We start from the raw sequence: 22,170 nt of genomic DNA, 5'->3' as shown, positions 1-22,170 counted from the left end.
CAAATTTTCCAGTTAAATAATGGTTATAGTTTTTTTGGGGCCAACCTTTCGTCCAGATACTTTGTGAATCAAGAATTTAATTGTATTTTTGCACTCCTTTTTTAACAAAGCAGCAAGAGGAGAAGGGAATTTAAAATCTATGTAAAAACCACTTCCGCGGTAATTGTTCAACTCTTGTAAAACGTGGAATACAAATTTTAAATCAGCACATGGCTGAAGAAAAAACAACCGTTGAGGCAACTGAAACTGCCACAGCACAAGTAAAAGAGGCAACTCAGGCCCAACAAGATCCAAAAGAATTTCTTGAAAATTTTGACTGGGACAAGTATGAAGAAGGAATTGAGCGTGTAGACGATAGCAAGCTTAAGGAATTCGAAAATCTTGTTGAGGAAAATTTTGTGGACACTGCCGATGAGGAAGTAGTGGAAGGAACAGTGGTTCACATGACCGACCGTGAGGCCATCATCGACATCAACGCAAAGTCTGAAGGGGTTATCTCCTTGAACGAGTTCCGTTACAACCCTAACCTTAAGGTTGGTGACAAAGTAGAGGTACTTATTGACATTCGCGAAGATAAGACCGGTCAATTGGTGCTATCACACAGAAAAGCCAGAACCATCAAGGCCTGGGATCGTGTGAACAATGCCCATGACAAGGAAGAAATCGTACAAGGTTACGTTAAATGTCGTACCAAAGGTGGTATGATCGTGGATGTATTCGGAATTGAGGCGTTCTTGCCTGGTTCCCAAATCGACGTGAAACCTATCCGTGATTACGATCAGTACGTAGGTAAGACCATGGAGTTCAAAGTAGTGAAGATCAACCACGAGTTCAAGAATGTAGTGGTATCTCACAAAGCTTTGATCGAAGCGGATATCGAAGAACAGAAAAAAGAGATCATAGGTCAGTTGGAAAAAGGCCAAGTATTGGAAGGTGTTGTGAAAAACATCACTTCTTACGGAGTCTTTATCGACCTTGGAGGTGTGGATGGTTTGATCCACATTACCGACCTTTCTTGGAGCCGTATCAACCACCCCAACGAGGTTGTTGAACTTGACCAGAAATTGAACGTGGTAATCCTTGATTTCGATGATAACAAATCTAGGATCCAATTGGGTCTTAAGCAGTTGGAGAAACACCCATGGGATGCCCTTGGGGATGAGATCAAAGTAGGAGACAAGGTAAAAGGTAAAGTAGTGGTTATTGCTGATTACGGTGCCTTTATCGAAGTAGCTGATGGTGTTGAAGGTTTGATCCACGTTTCTGAAATGTCTTGGTCTACCCACTTGAGGTCTGCACAGGATTTCGTAAACGTAGGGGACGAGGTTGAGGCTGTTGTTCTGACTTTGGATAGGGAAGAGCGCAAAATGTCTTTGGGCATCAAGCAATTGACTCCAGATCCATGGACCGACATCACTTCCAAGTACCCTGTAGGTTCCAAGCACAAGGGAATCGTAAGGAACTTCACCAACTTCGGTGTATTCGTAGAGTTGGAAGAAGGAATCGACGGTTTGATCTACATCTCTGACCTTTCTTGGACCAAGAAAATCAAGCACCCATCCGAGTTTGTTGCCGTGGGCGATACTTTGGAGGTGGAAGTTTTGGAATTGGACGTTGAAGGTCGTAAGTTGAGCTTGGGTCACAAACAGACCACAGCCAACCCATGGGATAAATATTCCGAGGATTTCGGTGAAGGTACCGTTCACACTGCTTCTATCGCTGAGGTGGTTGACAAAGGTGCTACCATCAACTTTAACGAGGATATCGTTGGATTTGTTCCATCAAGACACATGGAAAAAGAAGACGGTAAGAAACTTGTAAAAGGTGAAACGGCCGAGTTCAAGATCATTGAGTTCAACAAAGATTTCAAACGAGTTGTGGCCAGCCACACCGCTATCTTTAGGGAGCAAGAAGAGAAGAATGTGAAAGCTGCCAAAGGCAGGACTTCCACTTCTGATGAAGCAGCACCAACATTAGGTGATGCCAATGCCCAATTACAGGCGTTGAAAGACAAAATGGAGGCAGCTGCCAAAAAGAAATAATCACATTTCTTATATAAAGGAAGCCCCGCTGGAAACAGTCGGGGCTTTTTTATTTTAAATCTTGAACTTTGTATTTAGTTAAATTATTCTTGAACACATTCACCCTCTACATAAACTCCGCATTCAAATCCACGACATCCATTTGTATTATAACTGCACTCCAATGGACACGCATTTGGAAGAGTACTAATACTTTGTCTGCAATAAATTGTTTGACTGTTCACCTCGATATTTGTAAAATCAATGTAGGTATACGTTTCATTTTGAATATCAGATTCATTGATTTTTAATAATTTAATAATCGGTTCACCGTCTTTTTTTGCATATACTATATAATAATAGCCTAATTCTTCATTTTTTTGTGCATGGACATAATCTACATTGTCAAATAATGGGGAGAAATTCTTTTCTAATAGCGAATTGAGTGATTCATTTTCAATCGTGGTCAAATATTCACTTTCGAAAAACGTAATCAATTCATCGGATAAATGACTAGGATACTTTTTTTTAGGATTCTCAAAACTAAGGACCAAAAATCCAATGGCCACTGCGTATAAAACTAAAACTGCTTTTTTCATAATTAATGATTTTAAATGGTTATCCTTAAATATATAAAAGATTACAATTAAGAAAGAAAAAGATTACAAAATTGTTTAAAAATTAACATTGGATTTCCATTGCACCTGTCTTGACAAATCTTTCATTTTAAATTAATACTTTTACAAAATCTGTTTCGGTCACATCTTTTATGAGCCAAAAAGTACTGCTTACTTCCAAAGAGATCAACATCATACTGCACCGGCTGGCCTGTCAGCTCTTGGAAAACCATCTCGATTTTAAGGATACCGCACTGGTGGGTATACAACCACGGGGCGTTTTTTTGGCCGAAAGATTGGCCAAGATCCTGAAAACGGAGTACAAGGTGAAGGACATTGCCCTTGGTTTTTTGGACATTACCTTTTTTAGGGATGATTTTGGAAGGGGAGAAATCCTAAAAGCCAATTCCACCAAAATGGATTTTCTGGTGGAGGACAAAAAAGTGGTCTTTATTGATGATGTGCTCTATACGGGAAGAAGTATTCGGGCGGCCCTTACGGCCATTCAATCCTTCGGAAGGCCCAAGAGCATAGAATTGCTGACCTTGATCGATAGGAGATTTAGCAGGCATTTGCCCATTCAGCCCAACTATAGGGGTAGGCAGGTAGATGCCATCAATAAGGAGAAAGTTAAGGTGATGTGGGAAGAAAATGACGGGGAGGATATTGTTTATTTAGTTAGCAAATAGAAGAAAATGAGCGAATTGAGCGTAAACCACTTGTTGGGAATCAAGTATCTGAACAAAAAGGATATACAGCTCATTTTTGAAACCGCCGACCATTTTAAGGAGGTTATCAATAGATCCATAAAAAAGGTCCCAACCCTTCGGGACATCACCATAGCCAACATCTTTTTTGAGAACAGTACGCGTACACGGCTTTCTTTTGAGCTGGCCGAAAAACGGTTGTCGGCAGATGTGGTGAACTTCTCCGCAGCACAATCTTCGGTGAAAAAAGGGGAAACCTTGATCGATACCGTGAACAACATCCTATCCATGAAAGTGGATATGGTGGTGATGCGGCATCCCAACCCGGGAGCGGGCATCTTTCTTTCCAAACACGTAAAGGCTTCCATCGTAAATGCTGGGGATGGAGCACATGAACATCCTACCCAGGCTTTGTTGGATTCATTTTCCATCCGCGAGAAGTTAGGGGAAGTTGGGGGTAAAAACATTGTTATTGTTGGTGATATCCTGCATTCCAGGGTAGCACTATCCAATATATTCGCCCTAAAACTGCAGGGAGCCAATGTAAAAGTTTGCGGACCTAAAACATTGATTCCTAAATATATAACCTCTTTAGGAGTAGAAGTGGAAACGGATTTGCGCAAAGCATTGGAATGGTGCGATGTAGCGAACATGCTTCGCGTTCAGAACGAGCGTATGGACATTAGTTACTTTCCTTCAACCAGAGAATATACCCAACAATTCGGGGTAAATAAGCAGCTGTTGGACAGCTTGGACAAACAGATTGTGATCATGCACCCTGGGCCTATAAACCGTGGTGTGGAAATCACAAGTGATGTGGCGGATTCCGACCAATCCATCATTCTGCATCAAGTGGAAAATGGAGTGGCGATCCGTATGGCAGTACTCTATTTATTGGCATCAAAAATTAAGTAAGATGATTTTCGACAAGGACGGAACCACGACCATTGTTTTCCAGGAGAAGACCTCGCTCTCGACCTTCATGGAAAACCTGAACAATGCTTATCCCAAGTTGAAACACGATCATATTGTTGTCAACCTGTTTTCTTTCAACAAGATTTCGGCCAACGATATCTTGGAATTCTTGGATTTGTCTAACGTGCACAAACACTCTGGAAAATCATTTGTTTTGGTCACCGACAAGGTTTCCTATGACGAGATTCCCGATGAAATAAGTTTGGTGCCCACTTTACAGGAAGCCATGGATCTTATCGAAATGGAAGAAATAGAACGCGATTTGGACATTTAAGAATTGAAAATTATAAATTGAAAACGAATCCATTTGGTCAAAGAGAACATCATTCAACAAAAAAGTTTTGATTTTGCATTGAAAATTGTTCGGCTCACCAAACTTTTGGAAACAAAACAAAAGGAATTCGTACTTTCAAAGCAGCTATTGAGATCAGGAACTGCCATCGGAGCATTGGTTCGTGAAGCTGAACATGCAGAGAGTAAGAAGGATTTTATTCATAAAATGTCTATTTCTTTAAAAGAAGCCAATGAAACAAGATATTGGTTGGACTTGTTGAACAAGTCTGGTTTTGTAGAAAATTATGACTATGACGAGGTAAACAATGAAATTGTTCAAATCATTAAACTTCTAGCTTCTATCGTAAAGTCCTCAAAACAGAATGTTTAAATTCCAATGGATAGTTTTTAACTTTCCATTTTTAATTTACCATTAGTGAAATTAACCATACTAGGCTGCTACTCGGCAACACCCAGAACGTTTACCAACCCTACATCCCAGGTACTCGAAATCCAGAACCATCTTTTTTTGATCGATTGCGGTGAAGGAACACAAGTACAATTGAGAAAATACAAAGTGAAATTTTCTCGCATAAACCATATTTTCATTTCCCATTTGCATGGCGATCATTTCTTCGGATTGCCCGGACTTATTTCCACGTTTAGGTTGTTGGGAAGGGAAAAGGAACTCCATGTGTATGGTCCGAAAGGTATCAAGGAGGCAGTGAGCCTGTTCCTGAAATTGGGAGATTCCTGGACCAATTATCCCCTAATCTTTCATGAGTTGGAATCGAAGGAGTCGGAACTCATTATGGAAGACAGTAAGGTTTCTGTCCGAACCATACCGTTGGAACACCGAGTGTATACCAATGGTTTTTTGTTCAAGGAAAAGGAGGCCCCACGAACATTGAATGTGGAAGCGGCCCAACGCTATGGTATAGATCGGAGCCAATTCAACAATATTAAAAAAGGGAACGATGCCATGGATGAAAATGGTAAGTTGATACCTAATAAAAAACTGACACACAACCCGCCCAAACCCAAAAGCTATGCTTTCTGTAGCGATACTGTATATAATGAATCCGTTGTTCCTTTGATCAAGGGGGTGGATGCAGTGTATCATGAATCCACCTTTTTGGAGACCGAGGCCCATCTTTGCGACCGGACCAAGCATTCCACGGCCAAGCAAGCTGCACAAATTGCCAAGTCGGCCAACGCGGACCAATTGATTTTGGGGCATTATTCCACCCGCTACAAATCCATTGAATTATTTAAGGAAGAAGCGTTGACTGTTTTCCCAAAAGTGGAACTCGCCGATGACGGTAAGGTTTTTGATCTCTAGGATTGCGGTATTTGGTATTCTCAATTTGGAGCCAAACATGTCATTTTCGAATAAGCGTTGAGATGGGAAATCTAATTTTGACGAGTAACGATAATTTGTCCTTCAAGTTTATTTGGTAATCCTTGGTTTATGGGATATCTAGACTGCGCTCAAAATAATCCAGTTTTTTTCTTTTAACCCTGAACCATCAATCTTTAACCCTTTACCCTTCACCCTTAATAACAACCCTATACCAACCTCAATTGAATTATCATTTCATGCTTTGAAGACATTCGAATTTTAACGAACTTCACAACATGCAAAAAGACCTTGGCAATTACCGGAAATCATACGAAAAAAGCGAATTGACCGAAGATTCCATTAAGGAAAATCCGTTGGAGCAATTCCAAAAATGGTTTTATGAAGTAGAAGCTTCCGATGGGGTGGATGAAGCGAATGCCATGAACGTATCCACCATAGGATTGGATGGTTTTCCCAAGAATAGGGTCGTGTTGATGAAAAAATACACCCACGAGGGTTTTATCTTTTACACTAACTATAACAGCGAAAAAGGAAAGGCAATTGCTAAGAATCCTTCGGTGTGTTTGTCTTTTTTTTGGCCTAATATGGAACGTCAGGTCATCATAAAAGGCACAGCGGAAAAGATTGCGGAGAATCTATCGGACGGTTATTTTGAATCGCGGCCCGTTGGCAGCCAGTTGGGAGCTGTGGTATCCAATCAAAGTGAGGTGGTACCTTCCAGAGAGGTGTTGGAGAAAGCATTGAAAGATTTGGAAAAGGCTTATGAGGGGAAAGAAGTGGAACGTCCTGCCCATTGGGGTGGCTATTTGGTTCGCCCGATTTCCATGGAATTTTGGCAAGGAAGGCCCAACAGGCTCCATGATAGGATACGATATACCCTTCAAGAAGATTACGATTGGAAAATAGAACGATTGGCTCCATAAATAAACTAATATGAAACAGATTATTTTGATGCGGCATGGTAAATCCACTTGGGATTATGATGTTTCCGATAAAGACAGACCGTTGCAGGAAAAGGGTATAAAGGATGCCAATGTGGTTTCCAACACCTTCCGGATGCATGCCCCCAAGTTGGATTTCGCATTTTCCAGCCCTGCCATTCGTGCCCTTCATACCAGTATGATCTTTGTCCGAAACCTAGGTTTGGATCTTGCCCAATTCAAGGTAGAAAAATCCCTCTATGATTTCTCTGGTGATGGTGTGCAACAATTTGTTTCCAACTTGGACAATAATTTGCATACCGTGGCCATTTTTGGACATAATTATGCCTTTACTTCGCTTGCAAATAGCTGGGGAGATCAGTATATTGAAAACGTTCCCACGGCAGGGCTTGTCTACATTACTTTTGATGTGGATGATTGGTCCCGTATCTCAAAGGGGACCACTAAACAAATGGTCTTTCCAAAACACTTGAATAAATAAATGGTCAAAACAAAAAATGAATATATAAACCGGGAAATAAGCTGGCTACAATTTAATGCTCGGGTGCTTCAAGAAAGCAACGACAAAAAAGTACCACTGATTGACCGTCTTCGCTTTTTAGGAATTTTTAGTAACAATCTCGATGAATTCTTCAAAGTTCGCTATGCTACGGTAAAACGCATTGTGGAGGCGGGTAAAACCGGTAAGAGTGTGTTGGGGGGTGAAAGGGCAAAGGACCTTTTGGAAGAGATTACCAAAATTGTGATTGCCCAACAGGCCCGTAGTTTGGAAATTTTTAAAGCCATTGAAAAGGAATTACGGCAGGAAAATATTTTCATCATCAACGAGAGGGAGGTAACCGAGAGCCAGGCAGAATTCATCAGGGATTACTTTTTCAAAAAGGTGAACCAGGAGCTGATGACCATCATCCTGAACGATTTGAATGAATTTCCCCTTTTGAAGGATACTGCGGCCTACTTGGCAGTGAAAATTGTGATGAAAAATGGGTCAGGTGCGGGTAAACATAACCGCTATGCCCTAATCGAAATCCCCAAAGGCATTGACCGATTTGTTGTGCTTCCGAAAGAGGGTGATAAGGATTACATCATTATGTTGGATGATTTGATCCGGTTCTGTTTGGACAATGTGTTCACCATGTTCGAGTTTGAGTCCATTTCGGCCCATATGATCAAGATTACAAGGGATGCCGAGTTGGATATAGACAACGACTTGAGCAAGAGCTTTATCGAAAAGATCTCTACCAGTGTGGAGCACCGTAAGATCAGTGATCCGGTTAGATTCGTGTACGACAAGAAAATCGACAAGGATACGCTGCAGTTCCTTAAGGAAAAAATGGATATCATGGGTACCGATAGTGTCATTCCCGGCGGTCGATACCACAACAGAAGGGATTACATGGGATTCCCCAGTTTGGGAAGACATGATCTTATGTATGAAAAGATCGACCCGCTACCGGTAAAGGGGCTGAGCATGAAGGGAAGTCTCTTGGATATGATTGCCCATAAGGATTATATGATCTATGCGCCTTATCATACGTTTAGTTACGTGACTAAATTTTTGAGGGAAGTGGCTCTCGACCCGAAAGTCCGTACTATCAAAATCACTATTTATCGTTTGGCGAGCGATAGCCAGATAGCATCCGCTCTGATCAATGCCGTAAAGAACGGGAAACAGGTAACCGTACAGATTGAACTACAGGCAAGGTTTGATGAGCAGAACAACATCGAATACGCCAACTATCTTCAAGCGGAAGGAGTCAATTTGATTTTTGGTGTTCCCGGATTAAAGGTGCACAGTAAGATTTGTATGGTGGAACGTGAGGAAGCCGGTGAATTGAAACGCTATGGTTTTATAAGTACCGGAAACTTTAACGAATCCACAGCCAAGATTTACACGGATTATACCCTGTTCACCGCCCATGAGGGTATCCTGAAGGATATGAGCAAGGTGTTCGAGTTCTTCGAAACCAACTATAAGATAAATAAATACAAACACTTGGTTGTGTCACCGCACTATACCAAGTCTACCTTCATAAAGTTGATAGACAAGGAAATAGCCAACGCCAAGCATGGTAAGGAAGCCTATATCAAAATAAAGATGAACAGCCTCACTTCTTACCAAATGGTGGACAAGTTATATGAGGCCAGTAGGGCGGGAGTGAAGATTCAAATGATCGTGAGAGGCATATGTTGCCTTATTCCGGGTGTGGAAGGTATGAGCGAGAATATTGAGGCCATTAGCATTGTGGACAAGTTTTTGGAACACCCCCGAATGTTTGTTTTTGGAAATGGGGGAGACCCAAAAATTTATATCTCATCAGCCGATTGGATGACCCGTAACCTCGACTTTAGGGTAGAGGTAGGATGCCCAATCTATGATCCGGACATCCGCCAAGAACTTTTGGATACTTTCGATATTTCGTGGAGGGACAATCTCAAGGCCCGTATTTTTTCAGCCAAACAAGACAATGCCTATAGAAAACGCACAACAGGTGAAGCAGAATTGAGGTCTCAGTTTGAGATGTATTATTATTATCAAAAGAAATTGGAATCCTAACACCGCACTATTTGGTAGTCCGCAAATTTGCCGCCATTGATATTGGTTCGAACGCCATTAGGCTGCTCATCAACAATGTGATAGAACAAAAAGATAAACCTACCATCTTCAAAAAGAGTGAGTTGGTACGTGTGCCCGTGCGTTTGGGTGAGGATGCCTTTATTCGGGGTGAAATTTCTCCAAAAAGTGAGTCACGGTTGGTCAAGACCATGAAGTCATTCAACTATTTGATGCAGGTGTACGGCATTGAAAAGTTTATGATCTGTGCCACATCTGCCTTGCGCGAGGCCAAAAATGGGGTAGAGGTGGTACAGAGGGTCATCAAGGAAACCGGGATGCCTATAGAGATCATTGATGGTAAAAAAGAGGCCATGATCATTGCTTCCACTGATTTGAAGGATATCATCAAAATGGACAGGTATTATCTCTATGTGGATGTTGGTGGCGGTAGTACCGAGTTTACCATTTTTGAAAAAGGTGCGCCAAAGGTTTCCCGTTCATTTAAAATAGGTACCGTTAGATTGTTGAACAACCTGGTTGAAGATTCGGTTTGGGAAGAAGTAAAAACTTGGATCAAGTCCAATATTCCTTTGGATGGAACCGTAGAGATCATCGGTTCGGGTGGAAACATCAACAAATTGCATAAAATGTCCGGGCGAAAGTTGGGGCAGCCCCTTTCTTATATTTGGATAAAAGGGCAATACCAATTTTTGAACAATATGGCCTATGAGGATAGGGTTGCGGTTTTGGGCCTTAATCAGGATAGGGCCGATGTGATCATTCCTGCCATTAAAATATTCCTGAACGCGGCCAAATGGGGCAAGGCTACGAAAATCCACGTACCAAAAATAGGATTGGTAGATGGTATGATCAAAATGTTGTACTACCAGAAGGATTAACCATGCATGGTTTCCTTTTTGCCCAAATCTTTCATTAAACTCGCCTCGTAATCCAGCAAATCTTGCCATTTTTGGTCTACTTCCTCCTTATGTCCATATTTGCGGGCAAATTTGAGGAACATGGTGTAGTGGTTCGCTTCGCTCACCATTAGGTTTCGGTAGAATTCGGAAAGTTCCTCATCCTGAATTTCTTCGGAAAGCAAACGAAAACGCTCGCAGCTTCTGGCCTCGATCAAAGCAGCATATAACAGTTTGTGTACCAGATGGGTTTCCCTGCTTCCGCCTTTTGGGAAAAATTTCATCAGTTCAATTACATATTCATCTTTGCGTTCCCGACCTAGAACCCAGCCTCTGTTTATGATTTTATCATGCACCATGTTAAAATGGCCCATTTCTTCACGGGCAAGAGCTGTCATTTCTTTTACCAATTCCGATTTTTCAGGGAAACCTATGATTAGGGAAATGGCGGTACTGGCTGCTTTTTGCTCACAATACGCATGATCGGTGAGGATTTCCTCAATATTCTTTTCCACAATATTCACCCATCTGGGGTCCGTTGGTAATTTAAGGCCTAACATGAACGGTATTTTGAAATTTTAAGGTACAAAGATACGGGTAAGGGGCCTTACCCTAAAAATCAAGGTCGAATTCTTTGCGAAGCAATTCAATGGCCGGATTCTTTTCCCGCAGTTTTTCGTATTTCTCGGCAGGGGTAAAGGCAAATTTTTTGGCTACCTCCTCATTCACCGTGATTTGAAGGGTGATGGAGTAGTTGTTGAGCTTTTGTTTAAGGTAATCCAACATCAGGTTTTGCTCCCGCTCTATTTCCTTTTTCATGGTACCGTTGGGCAGTTCAATCCAAATAACCTCTCCATTTTTAAGCTTGGGGACATCTGTCTGAAAGTTACTGGCCAATATTTTCCTACCTTGGTTTTCTAGTTGATGCACAAAGTCATCCCAGTGCTTTTGCATCTCCTCTTCTGAAAAAGAATCCTTGGGCAAATCTTCATGGGCTATTTCAGGAGCTTTGGTGTTTTCATGCTCCTTTTTGATCTTGATGCTGGAAAGAGATAGACCGGAAACCCGCTTTTCCAAATTGCCGATCTGTATTTTTTTTGGTGGTTGGTATTCCTTTGCAGGCTCGCTAACGGATTCAATAGGTTCATTGACCAATTCTTCCTCTAAAACTTCTACATCAGGCTGATTTTGATCGGTTTCCGGCAAAGATTTTTGCACGGAACCATTGCTCTGGACCATTTTGGCCGCAGGTTCTCTTTTTCCGAAAAAAGAGGCTGGTATTATGAAATTAGAGTTTTTTTTTTCTCCATCGAAAGTGATGGACGCCAATTTCATGAGCGAGAGCTCTACCAACAACCGTTGATTCTTACTTGCCTTGTACTTCAAATCACAATCATTGGCTATATCAATGGCCTTCAAAAGGAATTCCTTAGGCGCCTTTTTGGCCTGTTCCTGATATTGCATTTTTACATCATCACCGACTTCCAATAGGTTTAGGGTATCAGGGTGTTGGCACACCATCAAATCCCTGAAATGGGAGGCCAGGCCGGATATAAAATGATGCCCATCAAAACCAAGCGACAATGTATTGTTGAAAAGCACCAAAAGCTCGGGAATATTGTTTTGCAAAATCAAATCGGTGGCTGCAAAGTAGATGTCATAATCCAGAACATTCAGGTTTTCAGTAACCGCCTTACGGGTCAGTTGTTTTCCTGAAAAACTGACCACACGATCAAAAATGGACAAGGCATCGCGCATGGCACCGTCCGCTTTTTGGGCAATAATATGTAGTGCACTTTCCTCTGCTTCAACCCCTTGTTGCTCCGCAATATATTTGAGGTATTCCGAGGCATCCTTTACCGTTATTCGCTTAAAATCAAAGATTTGGCAACGGGACAATATGGTGGGGATGATTTTGTGTTTTTCCGTAGTGGCCAAAATAAAAATGGCATGTTTGGGTGGTTCCTCCAAAGTCTTCAAAAAGGCATTGAAGGCGGATTGCGACAACATATGCACCTCGTCGATGATATAGACCTTGTATTTTCCCACCTGTGGAGGAATCCTAACTTGGTCTATCAAGTTTCGAATGTCGTCTACCGAGTTATTGGAAGCCGCATCCAGTTCAAAAATATTGAAAGCAAAATCCTCATCTTCTCGTTCCGTGCCATCTTGGTTGATTTTTTTGGCCAAGATTCTTGCACAAGTAGTTTTTCCCACTCCCCTGGGACCGCAGAACAAGAGGGCCTGCGCCAGATGGTTGTTATCAATGGCGTTCAGCAAGGTATTGGTAATGGCCTCTTGGCCCACTACATCCTTAAACGTCTGGGGACGGTATTTACGAGCTGATACGACAAATGGTTCCAATGGAGGAAAAATAGAGTTTTTACAAATATAAAAATAGCTTCCGTCAAAGCTACCTCTCTGTAACATGGATAGCCTTTTTTTATTAACAATTGGATTACCTTTGCAGCCAAGCAGGCCACCTTATCGCTGCAATTTTGGCAACAAGATTGGAGAGGAAAGTCCGGACACCGTAGTGCGGCATAGCGGGTAACGCCCGTCCGCCGAAAGGCGAGGACCAGTGCAACAGAAAGCAAGTACAGTTCGGCTGTAGTGAAATCAGGTAAACTCTATGCGGTGAAACGCCATGTAAACCAGTGTTCCGATAGCTATCGGAAGAGGGTAGCACGCCCGAGCTGGAGGGTAGGCGGTTGGAGCCTTTGGGTAACCATTGGCCTAGATAAATGGTAAGGGTATACAGAATCCGGCTTATGGCCTGCTTTTTTTATTCTTCTTTCTGTTGAAAGAAACTAAAGATGCTTCCCCCATATTTTCTTTGCTCGGAAAAGCTGGGGTGATTGGATAGATCCGTTTGGTCTGAATGTTCAATAACAAGCAGACCGTCTTCCTCAAGTAGTCTGTGTTCAAAAACCAAATCGGCAATTTTCAGGAATTGGCTTTGGTCAAAACTATAGGGTGGGTCTGCAAAGATGATGTTGAACTTTTCTTGGGTCCGTTCCAAGTATTTAAAAACATCGGCTTTTACAGTACTTATGGAAAAATCGAGTTCCATTGAAGTTTTGGCAATGTATTGGGTGCATCCCGGAAAACTGTCCACGGCCGTGATGTCCTCAACGCCCCTTGAGGCGAATTCAAAACTAATGTTTCCTGTTCCGGCAAAAAGGTCGAGAATCTTTAGCCCATCAAAATAAAAACGATTGTTCAAAATGTTGAAGAGCCCTTCCTTGGCCATGTCGGTAGTGGGGCGTACAGGCAATTTTTTCGGGGCAATCAATCGTTTTCCCTTATATCTTCCAGAGATGATTCGCATTTACAGGGAACTTAAAATGGAAAAATCAATGCTCTCGTTTTCCAATTCTTCCAAAGGAAAGGCAGTATTGGCGGGAACAAAGACGGAAACGTTTTTGATGTATTGGTGGCAAAGCTCAAAAATGGGGTCGCCCTCTTCAATGGAACCAAAAAGTTTTAGTTGTACTTTTTCAAGATCTATTTGCAATTGTTCCAAGCTAAACAGCAAGAAGTATAAAAAATCTTCCTTGGTCTTGTATTCAAATTGATTATAAAAGAGCAATCTTTTATCGGAGGCCACCATCATTTCCATTTCTTTCCCCGATACCTGTACGTAGCAGGTGGGTTCAGGAATGGTGCGGCTCTGGGACATTAGTGTGGATATGAGGACGGTTCCGCTGTGTTTGAACTCAAACTCCCCAAAAAGCTCGAAAATATAATTATTAATGTTGGTATAAGGGATGTACACATTCACGATGTCCTGGTTGGGAAGCTCATCATAGGCAACAAGGTCGTTGGCCATGATCTTGGCGTTGAATTTCAGGTAATTGGGTAGCTCCTCCTTGTTGAAAAGAGGTTTGGGCACCAATCCGAACATGTTGTTCTTATGTATGACGACCACTTCAGAGAAGTTACGGCCAATATTGCCCTGTTGGTTCAATTTTGCCTTAAGTTCCTTGAGCATTAGATATGGGGTAGAAGGTACTGTGAAAGTAACTTTCTCAAAGGCCAGTATCTTATTGGTAATGGTATCCAGAACACAAAAAGAAAGTCCATTCAAGCTAACCTGAATGGACAGTTTTCTAAATGCGTTATGTTCTATTGGCTGCGCTATATCAGTTGTCTTTTCTGTCATAGATTGGAGGCCAGTTACCATTGGTGCTCACATCGGTCAAGGAACCAACTTTAATTTCATCGCCATTTACTTCCTCAACACTCTGGTGGGCTTTTTCCCTATCTACCAAATCTTTTGGCTGGTCGTAAAGAACTACATCTTTCTTTACTTTAGCTTCAAAGACAGGTGCTTTATAACCGCTTTTGTCAATAATATCAGCCTTGAGTTCGAATTTTTCCGCATTTTGGGCATAAGGCACATCCATCATTGTTTTGTAACGATCACTACCTTTAAAAAGTGAATCTTTGATCTTTACCATTCCCAATGTGTCAATAATTATCGTATCTTGTTGAAGTTCAATTCCGTAGGCCTTATCGAACTTCATGAAAGAAGAGTCTCTTTGGGTTGTAATCGTATAGCTTCCTGTGTCAATGAATTTGATTAAGCTCTCAAAATTTCCGGCATATTTTCCGTTTACGGTTTTATAGGCCTCTTCAGCGTCACGGATATCCTTTAATTTTGCAATTACATGGGAAAATCTTTCTTTTCTTACCTTATTGAATTCGATGGGGGCATTGATGGACTGATATATTTTATAACCTAGGAAAATGCTCAAAAGTCCGAAGGCAATTACCAAAAAGGGCTTTACTTTTTGAGGTAAAAACCTGTCAATCACGAATACAAGCCCAAAGGTCACAAGGCATATTAATACAACAATAAGAATTAAGTTTAACATATCTGATACTGTCTTTCAAAGTTAATTTAGTGGTTACTGACAAATCTACAATTTTTTTTTAATCACGAAACTTTTTGCTTTAAAAAACCATGCTATCTTTAGATGCCCATGAACGATTTTACCACACCTGTATTTTTAAAAATTTTAAAGGAAAAATTCCCTCACACACCTACGGATAAGCAAGGATTGGCACTGGAAAAATTGGCCAGTTTTGTACTTGATGGTAAAAAGGAGGAAGTGTTTCTGTTGAAAGGTTTTGCAGGAACGGGTAAAACGACCTTGGTTGCCACATTGGTGAGCAGTTTGTGGAAGGTAAATATGAGTGCCGTACTGATGGCACCAACAGGACGTGCAGCAAAAGTAATGTCGGTCTATTCCGGTAACAAAGCTTTCACCATTCACAAGAAGATCTATTTTCCAAAAAAACAGTCGGGGGGAAATATCCTATTTGTATTGGCCCCTAATAAGCACCGCAATACCGTCTTTATTGTGGATGAAGCTTCCATGATACCTGATACCCCAGCGGATTCCAAACTCTTTGAAAATGGGTCATTATTGGACGACCTGATGTTCTACGTTCATTCAGGACATAACTGTAAATTGGTATTGATTGGCGATACGGCCCAGTTGCCCCCGGTAAAATTGGAGCTTAGCCCAGCCTTGGACGAGGATCGGTTATCCCTTAATTATGACAAGCAAGTATCGTGTTTGGAACTGGACGAAGTGATGCGGCAAACCGAGGATTCAGGCATCCTATATAATGCAACCAACTTACGGGAGCAGTTGCAGTCCCAGTTTTATGAAGGTTTCCAATTTGAACTGGACCACTATAAGGATATTGTTCGTTTGATCGATGGTGCCGAGATCCAGGAAGCCATCGATTCATCCTATAGTGAAAATGGAAAAGAGGAGACAGCTATCATTGTTCGTTCCAATAAAAGGGCCAATCTCTATAATCAGAATATCAGGGAGCGCATTCTTTTTCTGGACAACCAGATTTCGGTAGGCGATTATATGATGGTGGTAAAGAACAATTACTTTTGGTTAAAGGCCACCTCCGAGGCAGGCTTTATAGCAAACGGTGATATTATTGAAGTTTTGGAGCTTTTCGCCATCAAGGAACTGTACGGGTTTACTTTTGCGGAAGTGAAGGTAAAAATGGTGGATTATCCTTCCCAAAAACCGTTCGAGACCGTTTTACTACTGGACACCATCAACGCGGAATCGCCTTCGCTTTCCTATGAAGATGGTAACCGATTGTACCAAGAAGTAGTGAAGGACTATACACATGAGAAATCAAATTATAGAAAATTCATGGGCGTAAAGAACAACAAGTACTTCAATGCCCTTCAAGTGAAATTTTCCTACGCAATTACCTGCCATAAATCCCAAGGGGGACAGTGGGATACCGTTTTTGTAGAGCAACCTTATTTGCCCAACGGAGTGGACAAGGAATATTTGAGATGGCTATATACAGCCGTGACAAGAGCTAAGAAACAACTATACCTGATCGGATTTAAAGATGATTTTTTTCTTGATTAGGAATACCCTAAATTAGACCTAAGATGAACATTGAACCAAGTACCATAATAAGTATTTTCCTGGGAATCGGACTGGCAGCTTCGGCCGGGTTCAGGGTGTTTTTACCTTTGTTCGCGCTAAGTTTAGCTTCCCATTTTGGCGTTTGGGAACTGAACGAAAACTGGCATTGGCTGGGTAGTTTGGCCTCGGTGATTACCTTTGGGGTGGCCACCATGGCAGAAATATTCGCATATTTCATTCCTTGGATAGACAATGTCTTGGATAGTTTGGCCTTGCCTTTGGCAGGTATCGCCGGAACGGCCGTGATGGTGTCCACCATCACCGACTTGGATCCCGTGGTAACCTGGTCCTTGGCGATCATAGCCGGGGGAGGAACTGCAACTGCCATAAAAGGGGCCAATGCAGCAGGGAGATTGACCTCGACAGCAACCACAGGCGGACTTGCCAATCCACTAGTTTCTACAATGGAAACCGGTGCAGCCGTTGCGGTGAGCACGGCCTCCATTTTGGTGCCACCGATTGCCGCAATTTTGGTCATCATCATTCTGTTGTTCATTTTTACGATTTATAGAAAGCTTCGACCCAAAAAATAAAATCCAACCAATCCTTATTCAAGTGAAGATAATTTCCATGATACCCGCCCGATACCAAGCTTCTAGGTTTCCAGCCAAGTTGATGCAGGACCTTGCGGGTAAACCGGTCATTGTGAGAACCTATGAGGCGGCCGTGAACACCCAGCTTTTTGATGAAGTGTATGTGGTTACGGACAGTCCCATAATTGCCAAGGTCATTCAAGGGATCAATGGGAACGTGATCATGAGCAAGAACCAACACGAAAGCGGTAGTGATCGAATTGCCGAGGCCGTGGAGGATATGGATGTGGACATTGTGATCAATGTTCAAGGAGACGAACCTTTTATTGATGCAGTAAGTCTGGAAAAGGTTATCGATGTATTTAAAAAAGATGCGGACAAGTTAATAGACCTGGCATCGTTGATGACCCCGATTACCGATTGGGAGGAGATCTCCAATCCCAATACGGTGAAGGTAATTGTGGACAACCAAAACTTTGCCCTGTATTTTTCACGTTCACCCATTCCCTATCCTAGGGACAAAGAGGTTCAGGCAACCTATTATAAGCACAAAGGAATTTATGCCTTTAGAAAGCGTGCTTTAATGGACTTTAAAAAACTGCCCATGCTCACCTTGGAGGCCAAGGAAAAGATAGAGGCCATACGATTTTTGGAGTATGGCAAAAAAATAAAAATGGTGGAGACTCATGTCACCGGTATCGAGATAGATACCCCGGAAGATTTGGAACGTGCAAGAACGGTATGGAAGTAGATTTTTCGAACATAAAAGTAATTGGGTTTGATGCCGATGATACCCTTTGGGTAAACGAAACCTATTTTAGGGATACCGAAGAACGATTTGCCGAACTTTTGGAAGATTACGAGACCAAAAATAAAGTGGATCAGGAACTGTTCAAAATGGAAATGGCCAATCTGGAAATCTATGGGTATGGCATCAAGGGGTTTATGCTTTCCATGATCGAATCGGCATTGGACCTATCCAATAATCAGATTTCACAAAAGACCATAGCCAAGATTTTGGATTTGGGCAAAAGGATGATCGCCCACCCCGTGGAATTACTGGATGGAGTGGAGGAAGTACTCTCCCAATTGGTGGATAAATATCGCTTGATCGTCTTGACCAAGGGAGATCTTTTAGATCAAGAGCGCAAGTTGGAAAAATCTGGACTGTCCAAGTATTTTCATCATGTGGAGGTGTTGAGCGATAAAAAGGAAAGTAATTACAGCAACCTTCTGGAGCATCTGAAGATCGATGTAAAGGAATTTTTGATGATAGGGAACTCTCTTAAATCCGATGTATTGCCTATCTTGAATATTGGGGCCAAGGCCGTGCACGTGCCTTTTCATACCACATGGGCCCATGAAATGGTTTCCGAAGAGGATGAATTGGTGAACAACCATTTGAAATTGAACAGTTTAAAGGATATTTTGAAGTATTTGGATAATTAATGAAGATAGAAAACGGTTTGAAGAAAGCAAGCATAACCCCAAGTACCAAGACCCAGTATCGTAATTTTCCAATGGTGCCAAGGGTCATTTTCGGTTCAGGATGTTTTTCACAATTGGGTGATATTCTGTTGCCCATGCGTAAGAGTTCAGAGGCACCTTTTATATTCTTGGTAGATGATTTCTTTGAGAATGAATCATTCGTTTCCAGGGTACCCTTAATGTTCAATGACGAAATCATCTTTATTTCGGCGGATGAAGAGCCCAAAACGGCCCAAGTGGATGCATTGGTAGCCAGAATCAAAGAAAATTATACAGAGCTTCCTTCCGGTATCATTGGTATTGGAGGGGGAACCCTGTTGGATTTGGCCAAGGCAGTTGCCATCCTTCTGAACAATAAGGGATTGGCCGAAGAATACCAAGGGTGGGACTTGGTAAACAAACCGGCCTTGTACCATGTAGGTGTGCCAACCATTAGCGGAACAGGAGCGGAAGTCTCTCGAACCACAGTGTTGTTGGGTCCCGATAAAAAATTGGGCATCAACTCGGATTATACAACCTATGACCAGGTAATCCTAGACCCTGATTTTACAAGGACAGTCCCAAAAGAACAGTGGTTTTATACAGGAATGGACTGTTTTATTCATTGTGTGGAATCCCTCACCGGAACCTATTTGAACGCTTTTAGTCAAAGCTATGGCGAAAAGGCCTTGGAACTTTGCTTGGAAGTCTTTCTGGAAGATATTCCTGAGGAAGAATCCAGGGATAAATTGATGATGGCCTCATGGCATGGGGGCATGAGCATTGCGTATTCCCAAGTAGGTATTGCCCATGCCATGAGTTATGGACTTTCCTATCTTTTGGGAGTTAGACATGGTATCGGGAACTGTTTGGTTTTTCAGCATTTGGAGGATTTCTACCCGGAAGGGGTGGCCCTTTTCAAAAAAATGCTCAAAAAACACAATATCCATCTGCCAAAAGGCATCTGTACGGGACTTACCCAAAATGATTTTGACGTGATGATCAATGTTTCCCTTGGATTGGAAGCGTTATGGGAGAATGCCTTGGGCAGTGACTGGAAGAATATCATGACTGCGGAGCGCCTTCAGTCCATGTTCCAGAAAATATAATCCGGTGGTAATCGGTTTTCAATTAAAATTCCAAACAAATGCATCAGTTGGCCAAGTTCATATATTTCAAGGTTTTGGGATGGAAACTGGTCGGTACCTTTCCCAGTATGGATAAATGTGTGGTCATTGTGGTGCCCCATACCCATTGGCTAGATTTTTTCTTGGGACTTTTGGTACGAAAGGTTGTGAACCAGGAAATCAACTACATTGGCAAGAAAAGTTTGTTCAAACCACCGTTTGGTTGGTTTTTTAGATGGACGGGAGGGGCACCGGTGGATCGTTCCAAAAACTCCAACACGGTGGACAGCATTGTACAGATATTCAATGAACGACCAATCTTTAGATTTGCCTTGGCCCCAGAAGGTACCCGTAAAAAAGTGAAAGAACTAAGAACCGGGTTTTATCATATTGCCAAAAAGGCCCATGTGCCCATTGTAATGGTAGCTTTCGATTTTGGCAAGAAGGAAGTTAAAATAGGAGAGCCCTTTTTCCCTTCTGACCACCAAGAAAATGATTTTCAAAAAATCCATGAATTCTACAAAGATGTCAAGGGGAAAATACCTGAATACAGTTTTTAAAGTCTATTCCTGCATAGAATGATACACGTTCTGTATATCGTCTATTTTATATTAAATAACTGATATTGATTTAACTGTATTTAATTATATTTTTATTAGTTCGATATTAGTTCGATTTCGAGAGGTAATTCTAATGAGTGATTACTTTATTCTCACCAATGATAATCAAAATTTCAAAGAGATTGAAGTAATGCGGGGCATTCATTTGCAAATATACACAGGGGGAAAACCACAGTTTTTATGTGGATTTCCTGTAATGGGGTCTCAAATAAATTTTCTAAATTGGAAAACTCCCCCATTTTAAAAGCCACTCAAAATGAGGTGTGTGTATTTCTTACCCTAAAATTGGCTTCCCTAATTTTTTGAATATTTAAAAATTACCGAATATGAAAGCCACGTTCCACTCTTATTTCTCATTTTTTGCTTTTTTTCAGTACCAATTTCAGCTCAATATGGACGGTTTACAGAAGAAGAAAGACTTCGCGAACTCAGGAAAAATAGCGAACCATTACGTTTGCTTGTAGAGGATATCCGTAGGGCGGTTTACCCAAGCGAAAAGGACTTGGACGACTGTCTACCTCCTTTTACAAGTGGAACAATAACCCTTGAAGGGGCATCAGAAGGCGAGGCGGGAATTGAATTAAACCTAGTTCTGTTTAAAATAACATCAAAAAAGAACAAAGGGAAAATAAACAAATCTGTAATAACTTTTGTAAGGCACACGATTTGTAGTCCATTGATGGATAAAGTGAGAGATGGAAGCACGGAGAATTTTAATATTATTAGAAATCTTATTGTCTTATTGTTCAGCCTTTTCAGTTTATGAATTTTAGTGACTATTTGAAACCTTACCCTATTTTTGAAGTTCTTTTGTAACCCAGTCGCACGTAATCATTGTTATATTTGCAATTTGAAATTTTTGGCAATCATATTATAAATATATTTCTTGGCACTCAATTTTATGTCTGATATCTTACGATATAATATATATATATATATATATGACCTATCCTATGGAAAGCCTATTTCGCCCTCAAAAGATTCATGGATCTGCAGAATAACTAGTTTTTAGTGCTTCATGAAACCTTTTATCCCTGCTTTCAAGTTTTTGCACAACCTGTGCATCGATTAATTCTTACCTTTGTTGAAATTTATGAAAACACTTTTTTCCATATCAATGTCGCTATTATTCTTTTTTCAGGGAATTAGTATTGATATGGACTTTTGTGGACCCATTAAAGAAATTTCAAGCATCCTAATCCATTACCAAGACCATAAAGTTTATGGTGACTCTTTCCTTGAATATGTAGTTGAAGATTACTTTGGTAACGTAGCAAAAGCTGAAAGGCACCATAATGACTCTGGTAAGCAGAAAACACCAATCCATTCCCATCAGCAATGTTGCCACCCTTTAGTATTAATTATTGCGAACAACAATTCGGCTTTAATTAATCTATTAAAGTTTGAAGGGAAAGAACAGTTTAACTTATATAAAGTAAACTTCACTTCCAGATATTTGGAATCGCTTTTCCAACCACCTAAAGTATAATTCAGTTTTTTTAAGGATAGCTATATCCTTACGTGATGCTTTTCAAAATAAGCATCACATTATAAACGCATTGTATCTCAT

24 protein-coding genes and 1 other RNA gene are annotated in these 22,170 nt (G+C 41.3%); 19 read left to right on the top strand and 6 right to left on the bottom strand.

The features are described from left to right. Positions 1-209: 209 nt before the first annotated feature. Entirely contained in the window at positions 210-2,042 is a 1,833-nt protein-coding gene (rpsA, locus tag GTK07_RS16295; RefSeq protein WP_163636298.1) for a 30S ribosomal protein S1, read from the top strand. A gap of 83 nt (positions 2,043-2,125) precedes the next feature. On the opposite strand, the gene GTK07_RS16290 is transcribed toward rpsA, so the two are convergent. Beyond that, positions 2,126-2,620, bottom strand: a complete 495-nt coding sequence (locus tag GTK07_RS16290) for a hypothetical protein (protein WP_163636297.1) — start codon at positions 2,618-2,620, stop codon at positions 2,126-2,128. A gap of 170 nt (positions 2,621-2,790) precedes the next feature. Between GTK07_RS16290 and pyrR the strand changes: the two genes are divergently transcribed. The 9 genes from pyrR (at position 2,791) to GTK07_RS16245 (ending at position 10,353) form a co-directional block, all read left to right on the top strand. Continuing rightward, positions 2,791-3,327 (top strand): bifunctional pyr operon transcriptional regulator/uracil phosphoribosyltransferase PyrR, encoded by a 537-nt coding sequence (gene pyrR, locus GTK07_RS16285; RefSeq protein WP_163636296.1) that lies wholly within the window; start codon positions 2,791-2,793, stop codon positions 3,325-3,327. Positions 3,328-3,333: 6 nt separating this feature from the next. Then, the gene (locus GTK07_RS16280) at positions 3,334-4,260 is read left to right on the top strand and encodes an aspartate carbamoyltransferase catalytic subunit (RefSeq protein ID WP_163636295.1); all 927 of its coding nucleotides are present in this window, start codon (positions 3,334-3,336) and stop codon (positions 4,258-4,260) included. A gap of 1 nt (position 4,261) precedes the next feature. After that, positions 4,262-4,594: a ribonuclease Z gene (locus GTK07_RS16275; RefSeq protein WP_163636294.1), complete on the top strand. Its 333-nt coding sequence runs from the start codon at positions 4,262-4,264 to the stop codon at positions 4,592-4,594. A gap of 33 nt (positions 4,595-4,627) precedes the next feature. Beyond that, entirely contained in the window at positions 4,628-4,984 is a 357-nt protein-coding gene (locus tag GTK07_RS16270; protein ID WP_203583827.1) for a four helix bundle protein, read from the top strand. A gap of 45 nt (positions 4,985-5,029) precedes the next feature. Then, positions 5,030-5,935: a ribonuclease Z gene (locus GTK07_RS16265; protein ID WP_163636293.1), complete on the top strand. Its 906-nt coding sequence runs from the start codon at positions 5,030-5,032 to the stop codon at positions 5,933-5,935. 296 nt (positions 5,936-6,231) lie between these two features. Continuing rightward, positions 6,232-6,879, top strand: a complete 648-nt coding sequence (pdxH, locus tag GTK07_RS16260) for a pyridoxamine 5'-phosphate oxidase (RefSeq protein WP_163636292.1) — start codon at positions 6,232-6,234, stop codon at positions 6,877-6,879. A 10-nt stretch (positions 6,880-6,889) separates the two neighbouring features. Continuing rightward, a complete protein-coding gene (locus GTK07_RS16255; RefSeq protein WP_163636291.1) occupies positions 6,890-7,378 on the top strand; it encodes a SixA phosphatase family protein in 489 nt (162 codons plus the stop codon). Next, complete coding sequence (gene ppk1, locus GTK07_RS16250; RefSeq protein ID WP_163636290.1) at positions 7,379-9,454, top strand: polyphosphate kinase 1; 2,076 nt, start codon at positions 7,379-7,381, stop codon at positions 9,452-9,454. Positions 9,455-9,465: 11 nt separating this feature from the next. Beyond that, complete coding sequence (locus tag GTK07_RS16245; protein WP_163636289.1) at positions 9,466-10,353, top strand: Ppx/GppA phosphatase family protein; 888 nt, start codon at positions 9,466-9,468, stop codon at positions 10,351-10,353. Here the strand turns inward: GTK07_RS16245 and GTK07_RS16240 are convergent. Continuing rightward, entirely contained in the window at positions 10,350-10,931 is a 582-nt protein-coding gene (locus tag GTK07_RS16240; protein ID WP_163636288.1) for a MiaE family protein, read from the bottom strand. The genes GTK07_RS16245 and GTK07_RS16240 overlap by 4 nt on opposite strands. Before the next feature lie 52 nt (positions 10,932-10,983). Beyond that, on the bottom strand, positions 10,984-12,735 hold the full coding sequence (locus GTK07_RS16235) for a DNA polymerase III subunit gamma/tau (RefSeq protein WP_163636375.1): 1,752 nt from the start codon (positions 12,733-12,735) through the stop codon (positions 10,984-10,986). A gap of 107 nt (positions 12,736-12,842) precedes the next feature. Here GTK07_RS16235 and rnpB point away from each other — a divergent pair. Beyond that, positions 12,843-13,158, top strand: an RNA gene (gene rnpB / locus GTK07_RS16230) — RNase P RNA component class A. On the opposite strand, the gene GTK07_RS16225 is transcribed toward rnpB, so the two are convergent. The 3 genes from GTK07_RS16225 to GTK07_RS16215 are packed head-to-tail and all read right to left on the bottom strand — an operon-like array spanning position 13,157 to position 15,251. Continuing rightward, positions 13,157-13,702 carry an RsmD family RNA methyltransferase gene (locus GTK07_RS16225; RefSeq protein WP_163636287.1) on the bottom strand — a complete coding sequence of 182 codons (546 nt, stop codon included), beginning with the start codon at positions 13,700-13,702 and terminating at the stop codon, positions 13,157-13,159. The genes rnpB and GTK07_RS16225 overlap by 2 nt on opposite strands. Continuing rightward, complete coding sequence (locus GTK07_RS16220; RefSeq protein ID WP_235932903.1) at positions 13,703-14,536, bottom strand: DUF3822 family protein; 834 nt, start codon at positions 14,534-14,536, stop codon at positions 13,703-13,705. It lies immediately after the preceding gene. After that, positions 14,517-15,251 carry a hypothetical protein gene (locus GTK07_RS16215; protein ID WP_163636285.1) on the bottom strand — a complete coding sequence of 245 codons (735 nt, stop codon included), beginning with the start codon at positions 15,249-15,251 and terminating at the stop codon, positions 14,517-14,519. Before GTK07_RS16215 ends, GTK07_RS16220 begins: the two co-directional genes overlap by 20 nt. A 108-nt stretch (positions 15,252-15,359) precedes the next feature. Between GTK07_RS16215 and GTK07_RS16210 the strand changes: the two genes are divergently transcribed. The 8 genes from GTK07_RS16210 (at position 15,360) to GTK07_RS16175 (ending at position 22,089) form a co-directional block, all read left to right on the top strand. Beyond that, positions 15,360-16,793 (top strand): ATP-dependent DNA helicase, encoded by a 1,434-nt coding sequence (locus GTK07_RS16210; RefSeq protein WP_163636284.1) that lies wholly within the window; start codon positions 15,360-15,362, stop codon positions 16,791-16,793. A 29-nt stretch (positions 16,794-16,822) separates the two neighbouring features. Next, entirely contained in the window at positions 16,823-17,386 is a 564-nt protein-coding gene (locus GTK07_RS16205; protein WP_313790823.1) for a DUF4126 domain-containing protein, read from the top strand. Positions 17,387-17,423: 37 nt separating this feature from the next. Further along, positions 17,424-18,137, top strand: coding sequence for a 3-deoxy-manno-octulosonate cytidylyltransferase (gene kdsB, locus GTK07_RS16200; protein WP_203583830.1), 714 nt, complete (start codon positions 17,424-17,426; stop codon positions 18,135-18,137). After that, positions 18,128-18,835: an HAD family hydrolase gene (locus tag GTK07_RS16195; RefSeq protein ID WP_163636281.1), complete on the top strand. Its 708-nt coding sequence runs from the start codon at positions 18,128-18,130 to the stop codon at positions 18,833-18,835. Before kdsB ends, GTK07_RS16195 begins: the two co-directional genes overlap by 10 nt. Then, positions 18,835-19,962, top strand: coding sequence for an iron-containing alcohol dehydrogenase family protein (locus GTK07_RS16190; RefSeq protein ID WP_163636280.1), 1,128 nt, complete (start codon positions 18,835-18,837; stop codon positions 19,960-19,962). The genes GTK07_RS16195 and GTK07_RS16190 overlap by 1 nt, the downstream gene beginning before the upstream one ends. 38 nt (positions 19,963-20,000) lie before the next feature. Then, the gene (locus tag GTK07_RS16185) at positions 20,001-20,540 is read left to right on the top strand and encodes a 1-acyl-sn-glycerol-3-phosphate acyltransferase (protein ID WP_163636279.1); all 540 of its coding nucleotides are present in this window, start codon (positions 20,001-20,003) and stop codon (positions 20,538-20,540) included. Between the two features lie 514 nt (positions 20,541-21,054). Next, entirely contained in the window at positions 21,055-21,366 is a 312-nt protein-coding gene (locus GTK07_RS16180) for a hypothetical protein (RefSeq protein ID WP_163636278.1), read from the top strand. 327 nt (positions 21,367-21,693) lie between these two features. Beyond that, the gene (locus GTK07_RS16175) at positions 21,694-22,089 is read left to right on the top strand and encodes a hypothetical protein (RefSeq protein ID WP_225604828.1); all 396 of its coding nucleotides are present in this window, start codon (positions 21,694-21,696) and stop codon (positions 22,087-22,089) included. Positions 22,090-22,170: the final 81 nt, after the last annotated feature.

Origin of the sequence: Flagellimonas sediminis, from assembly GCF_010500845.1 — a bacterium.
GTDB classification, from domain to species: domain Bacteria; phylum Bacteroidota; class Bacteroidia; order Flavobacteriales; family Flavobacteriaceae; genus Flagellimonas; species Flagellimonas sediminis.
Note: the sequence above shows the minus strand (reverse complement) of the source record. Positions and strands in the feature narration are given on the sequence as shown.

Coding starts and splice junctions, on each gene's coding strand:
- rpsA (WP_163636298.1), top strand. CDS start 210: ATGGCTGAAGAAAAAACAACCGTTGAGGCAACTGAAACTGCCACAGCA.
- GTK07_RS16290 (WP_163636297.1), bottom strand. CDS start 2,620: ATGAAAAAAGCAGTTTTAGTTTTATACGCAGTGGCCATTGGATTTTTG.
- pyrR (WP_163636296.1), top strand. CDS start 2,791: ATGAGCCAAAAAGTACTGCTTACTTCCAAAGAGATCAACATCATACTG.
- GTK07_RS16280 (WP_163636295.1), top strand. CDS start 3,334: ATGAGCGAATTGAGCGTAAACCACTTGTTGGGAATCAAGTATCTGAAC.
- GTK07_RS16275 (WP_163636294.1), top strand. CDS start 4,262: ATGATTTTCGACAAGGACGGAACCACGACCATTGTTTTCCAGGAGAAG.
- pdxH (WP_163636292.1), top strand. CDS start 6,232: ATGCAAAAAGACCTTGGCAATTACCGGAAATCATACGAAAAAAGCGAA.
- GTK07_RS16255 (WP_163636291.1), top strand. CDS start 6,890: ATGAAACAGATTATTTTGATGCGGCATGGTAAATCCACTTGGGATTAT.
- ppk1 (WP_163636290.1), top strand. CDS start 7,379: ATGGTCAAAACAAAAAATGAATATATAAACCGGGAAATAAGCTGGCTA.
- GTK07_RS16240 (WP_163636288.1), bottom strand. CDS start 10,931: ATGTTAGGCCTTAAATTACCAACGGACCCCAGATGGGTGAATATTGTG.
- GTK07_RS16225 (WP_163636287.1), bottom strand. CDS start 13,702: ATGCGAATCATCTCTGGAAGATATAAGGGAAAACGATTGATTGCCCCG.
- GTK07_RS16220 (WP_235932903.1), bottom strand. CDS start 14,536: ATGACAGAAAAGACAACTGATATAGCGCAGCCAATAGAACATAACGCA.
- GTK07_RS16215 (WP_163636285.1), bottom strand. CDS start 15,251: ATGTTAAACTTAATTCTTATTGTTGTATTAATATGCCTTGTGACCTTT.
- GTK07_RS16210 (WP_163636284.1), top strand. CDS start 15,360: ATGAACGATTTTACCACACCTGTATTTTTAAAAATTTTAAAGGAAAAA.
- kdsB (WP_203583830.1), top strand. CDS start 17,424: ATGATACCCGCCCGATACCAAGCTTCTAGGTTTCCAGCCAAGTTGATG.
- GTK07_RS16195 (WP_163636281.1), top strand. CDS start 18,128: ATGGAAGTAGATTTTTCGAACATAAAAGTAATTGGGTTTGATGCCGAT.
- GTK07_RS16190 (WP_163636280.1), top strand. CDS start 18,835: ATGAAGATAGAAAACGGTTTGAAGAAAGCAAGCATAACCCCAAGTACC.
- GTK07_RS16185 (WP_163636279.1), top strand. CDS start 20,001: ATGCATCAGTTGGCCAAGTTCATATATTTCAAGGTTTTGGGATGGAAA.
- GTK07_RS16175 (WP_225604828.1), top strand. CDS start 21,694: ATGAAAACACTTTTTTCCATATCAATGTCGCTATTATTCTTTTTTCAG.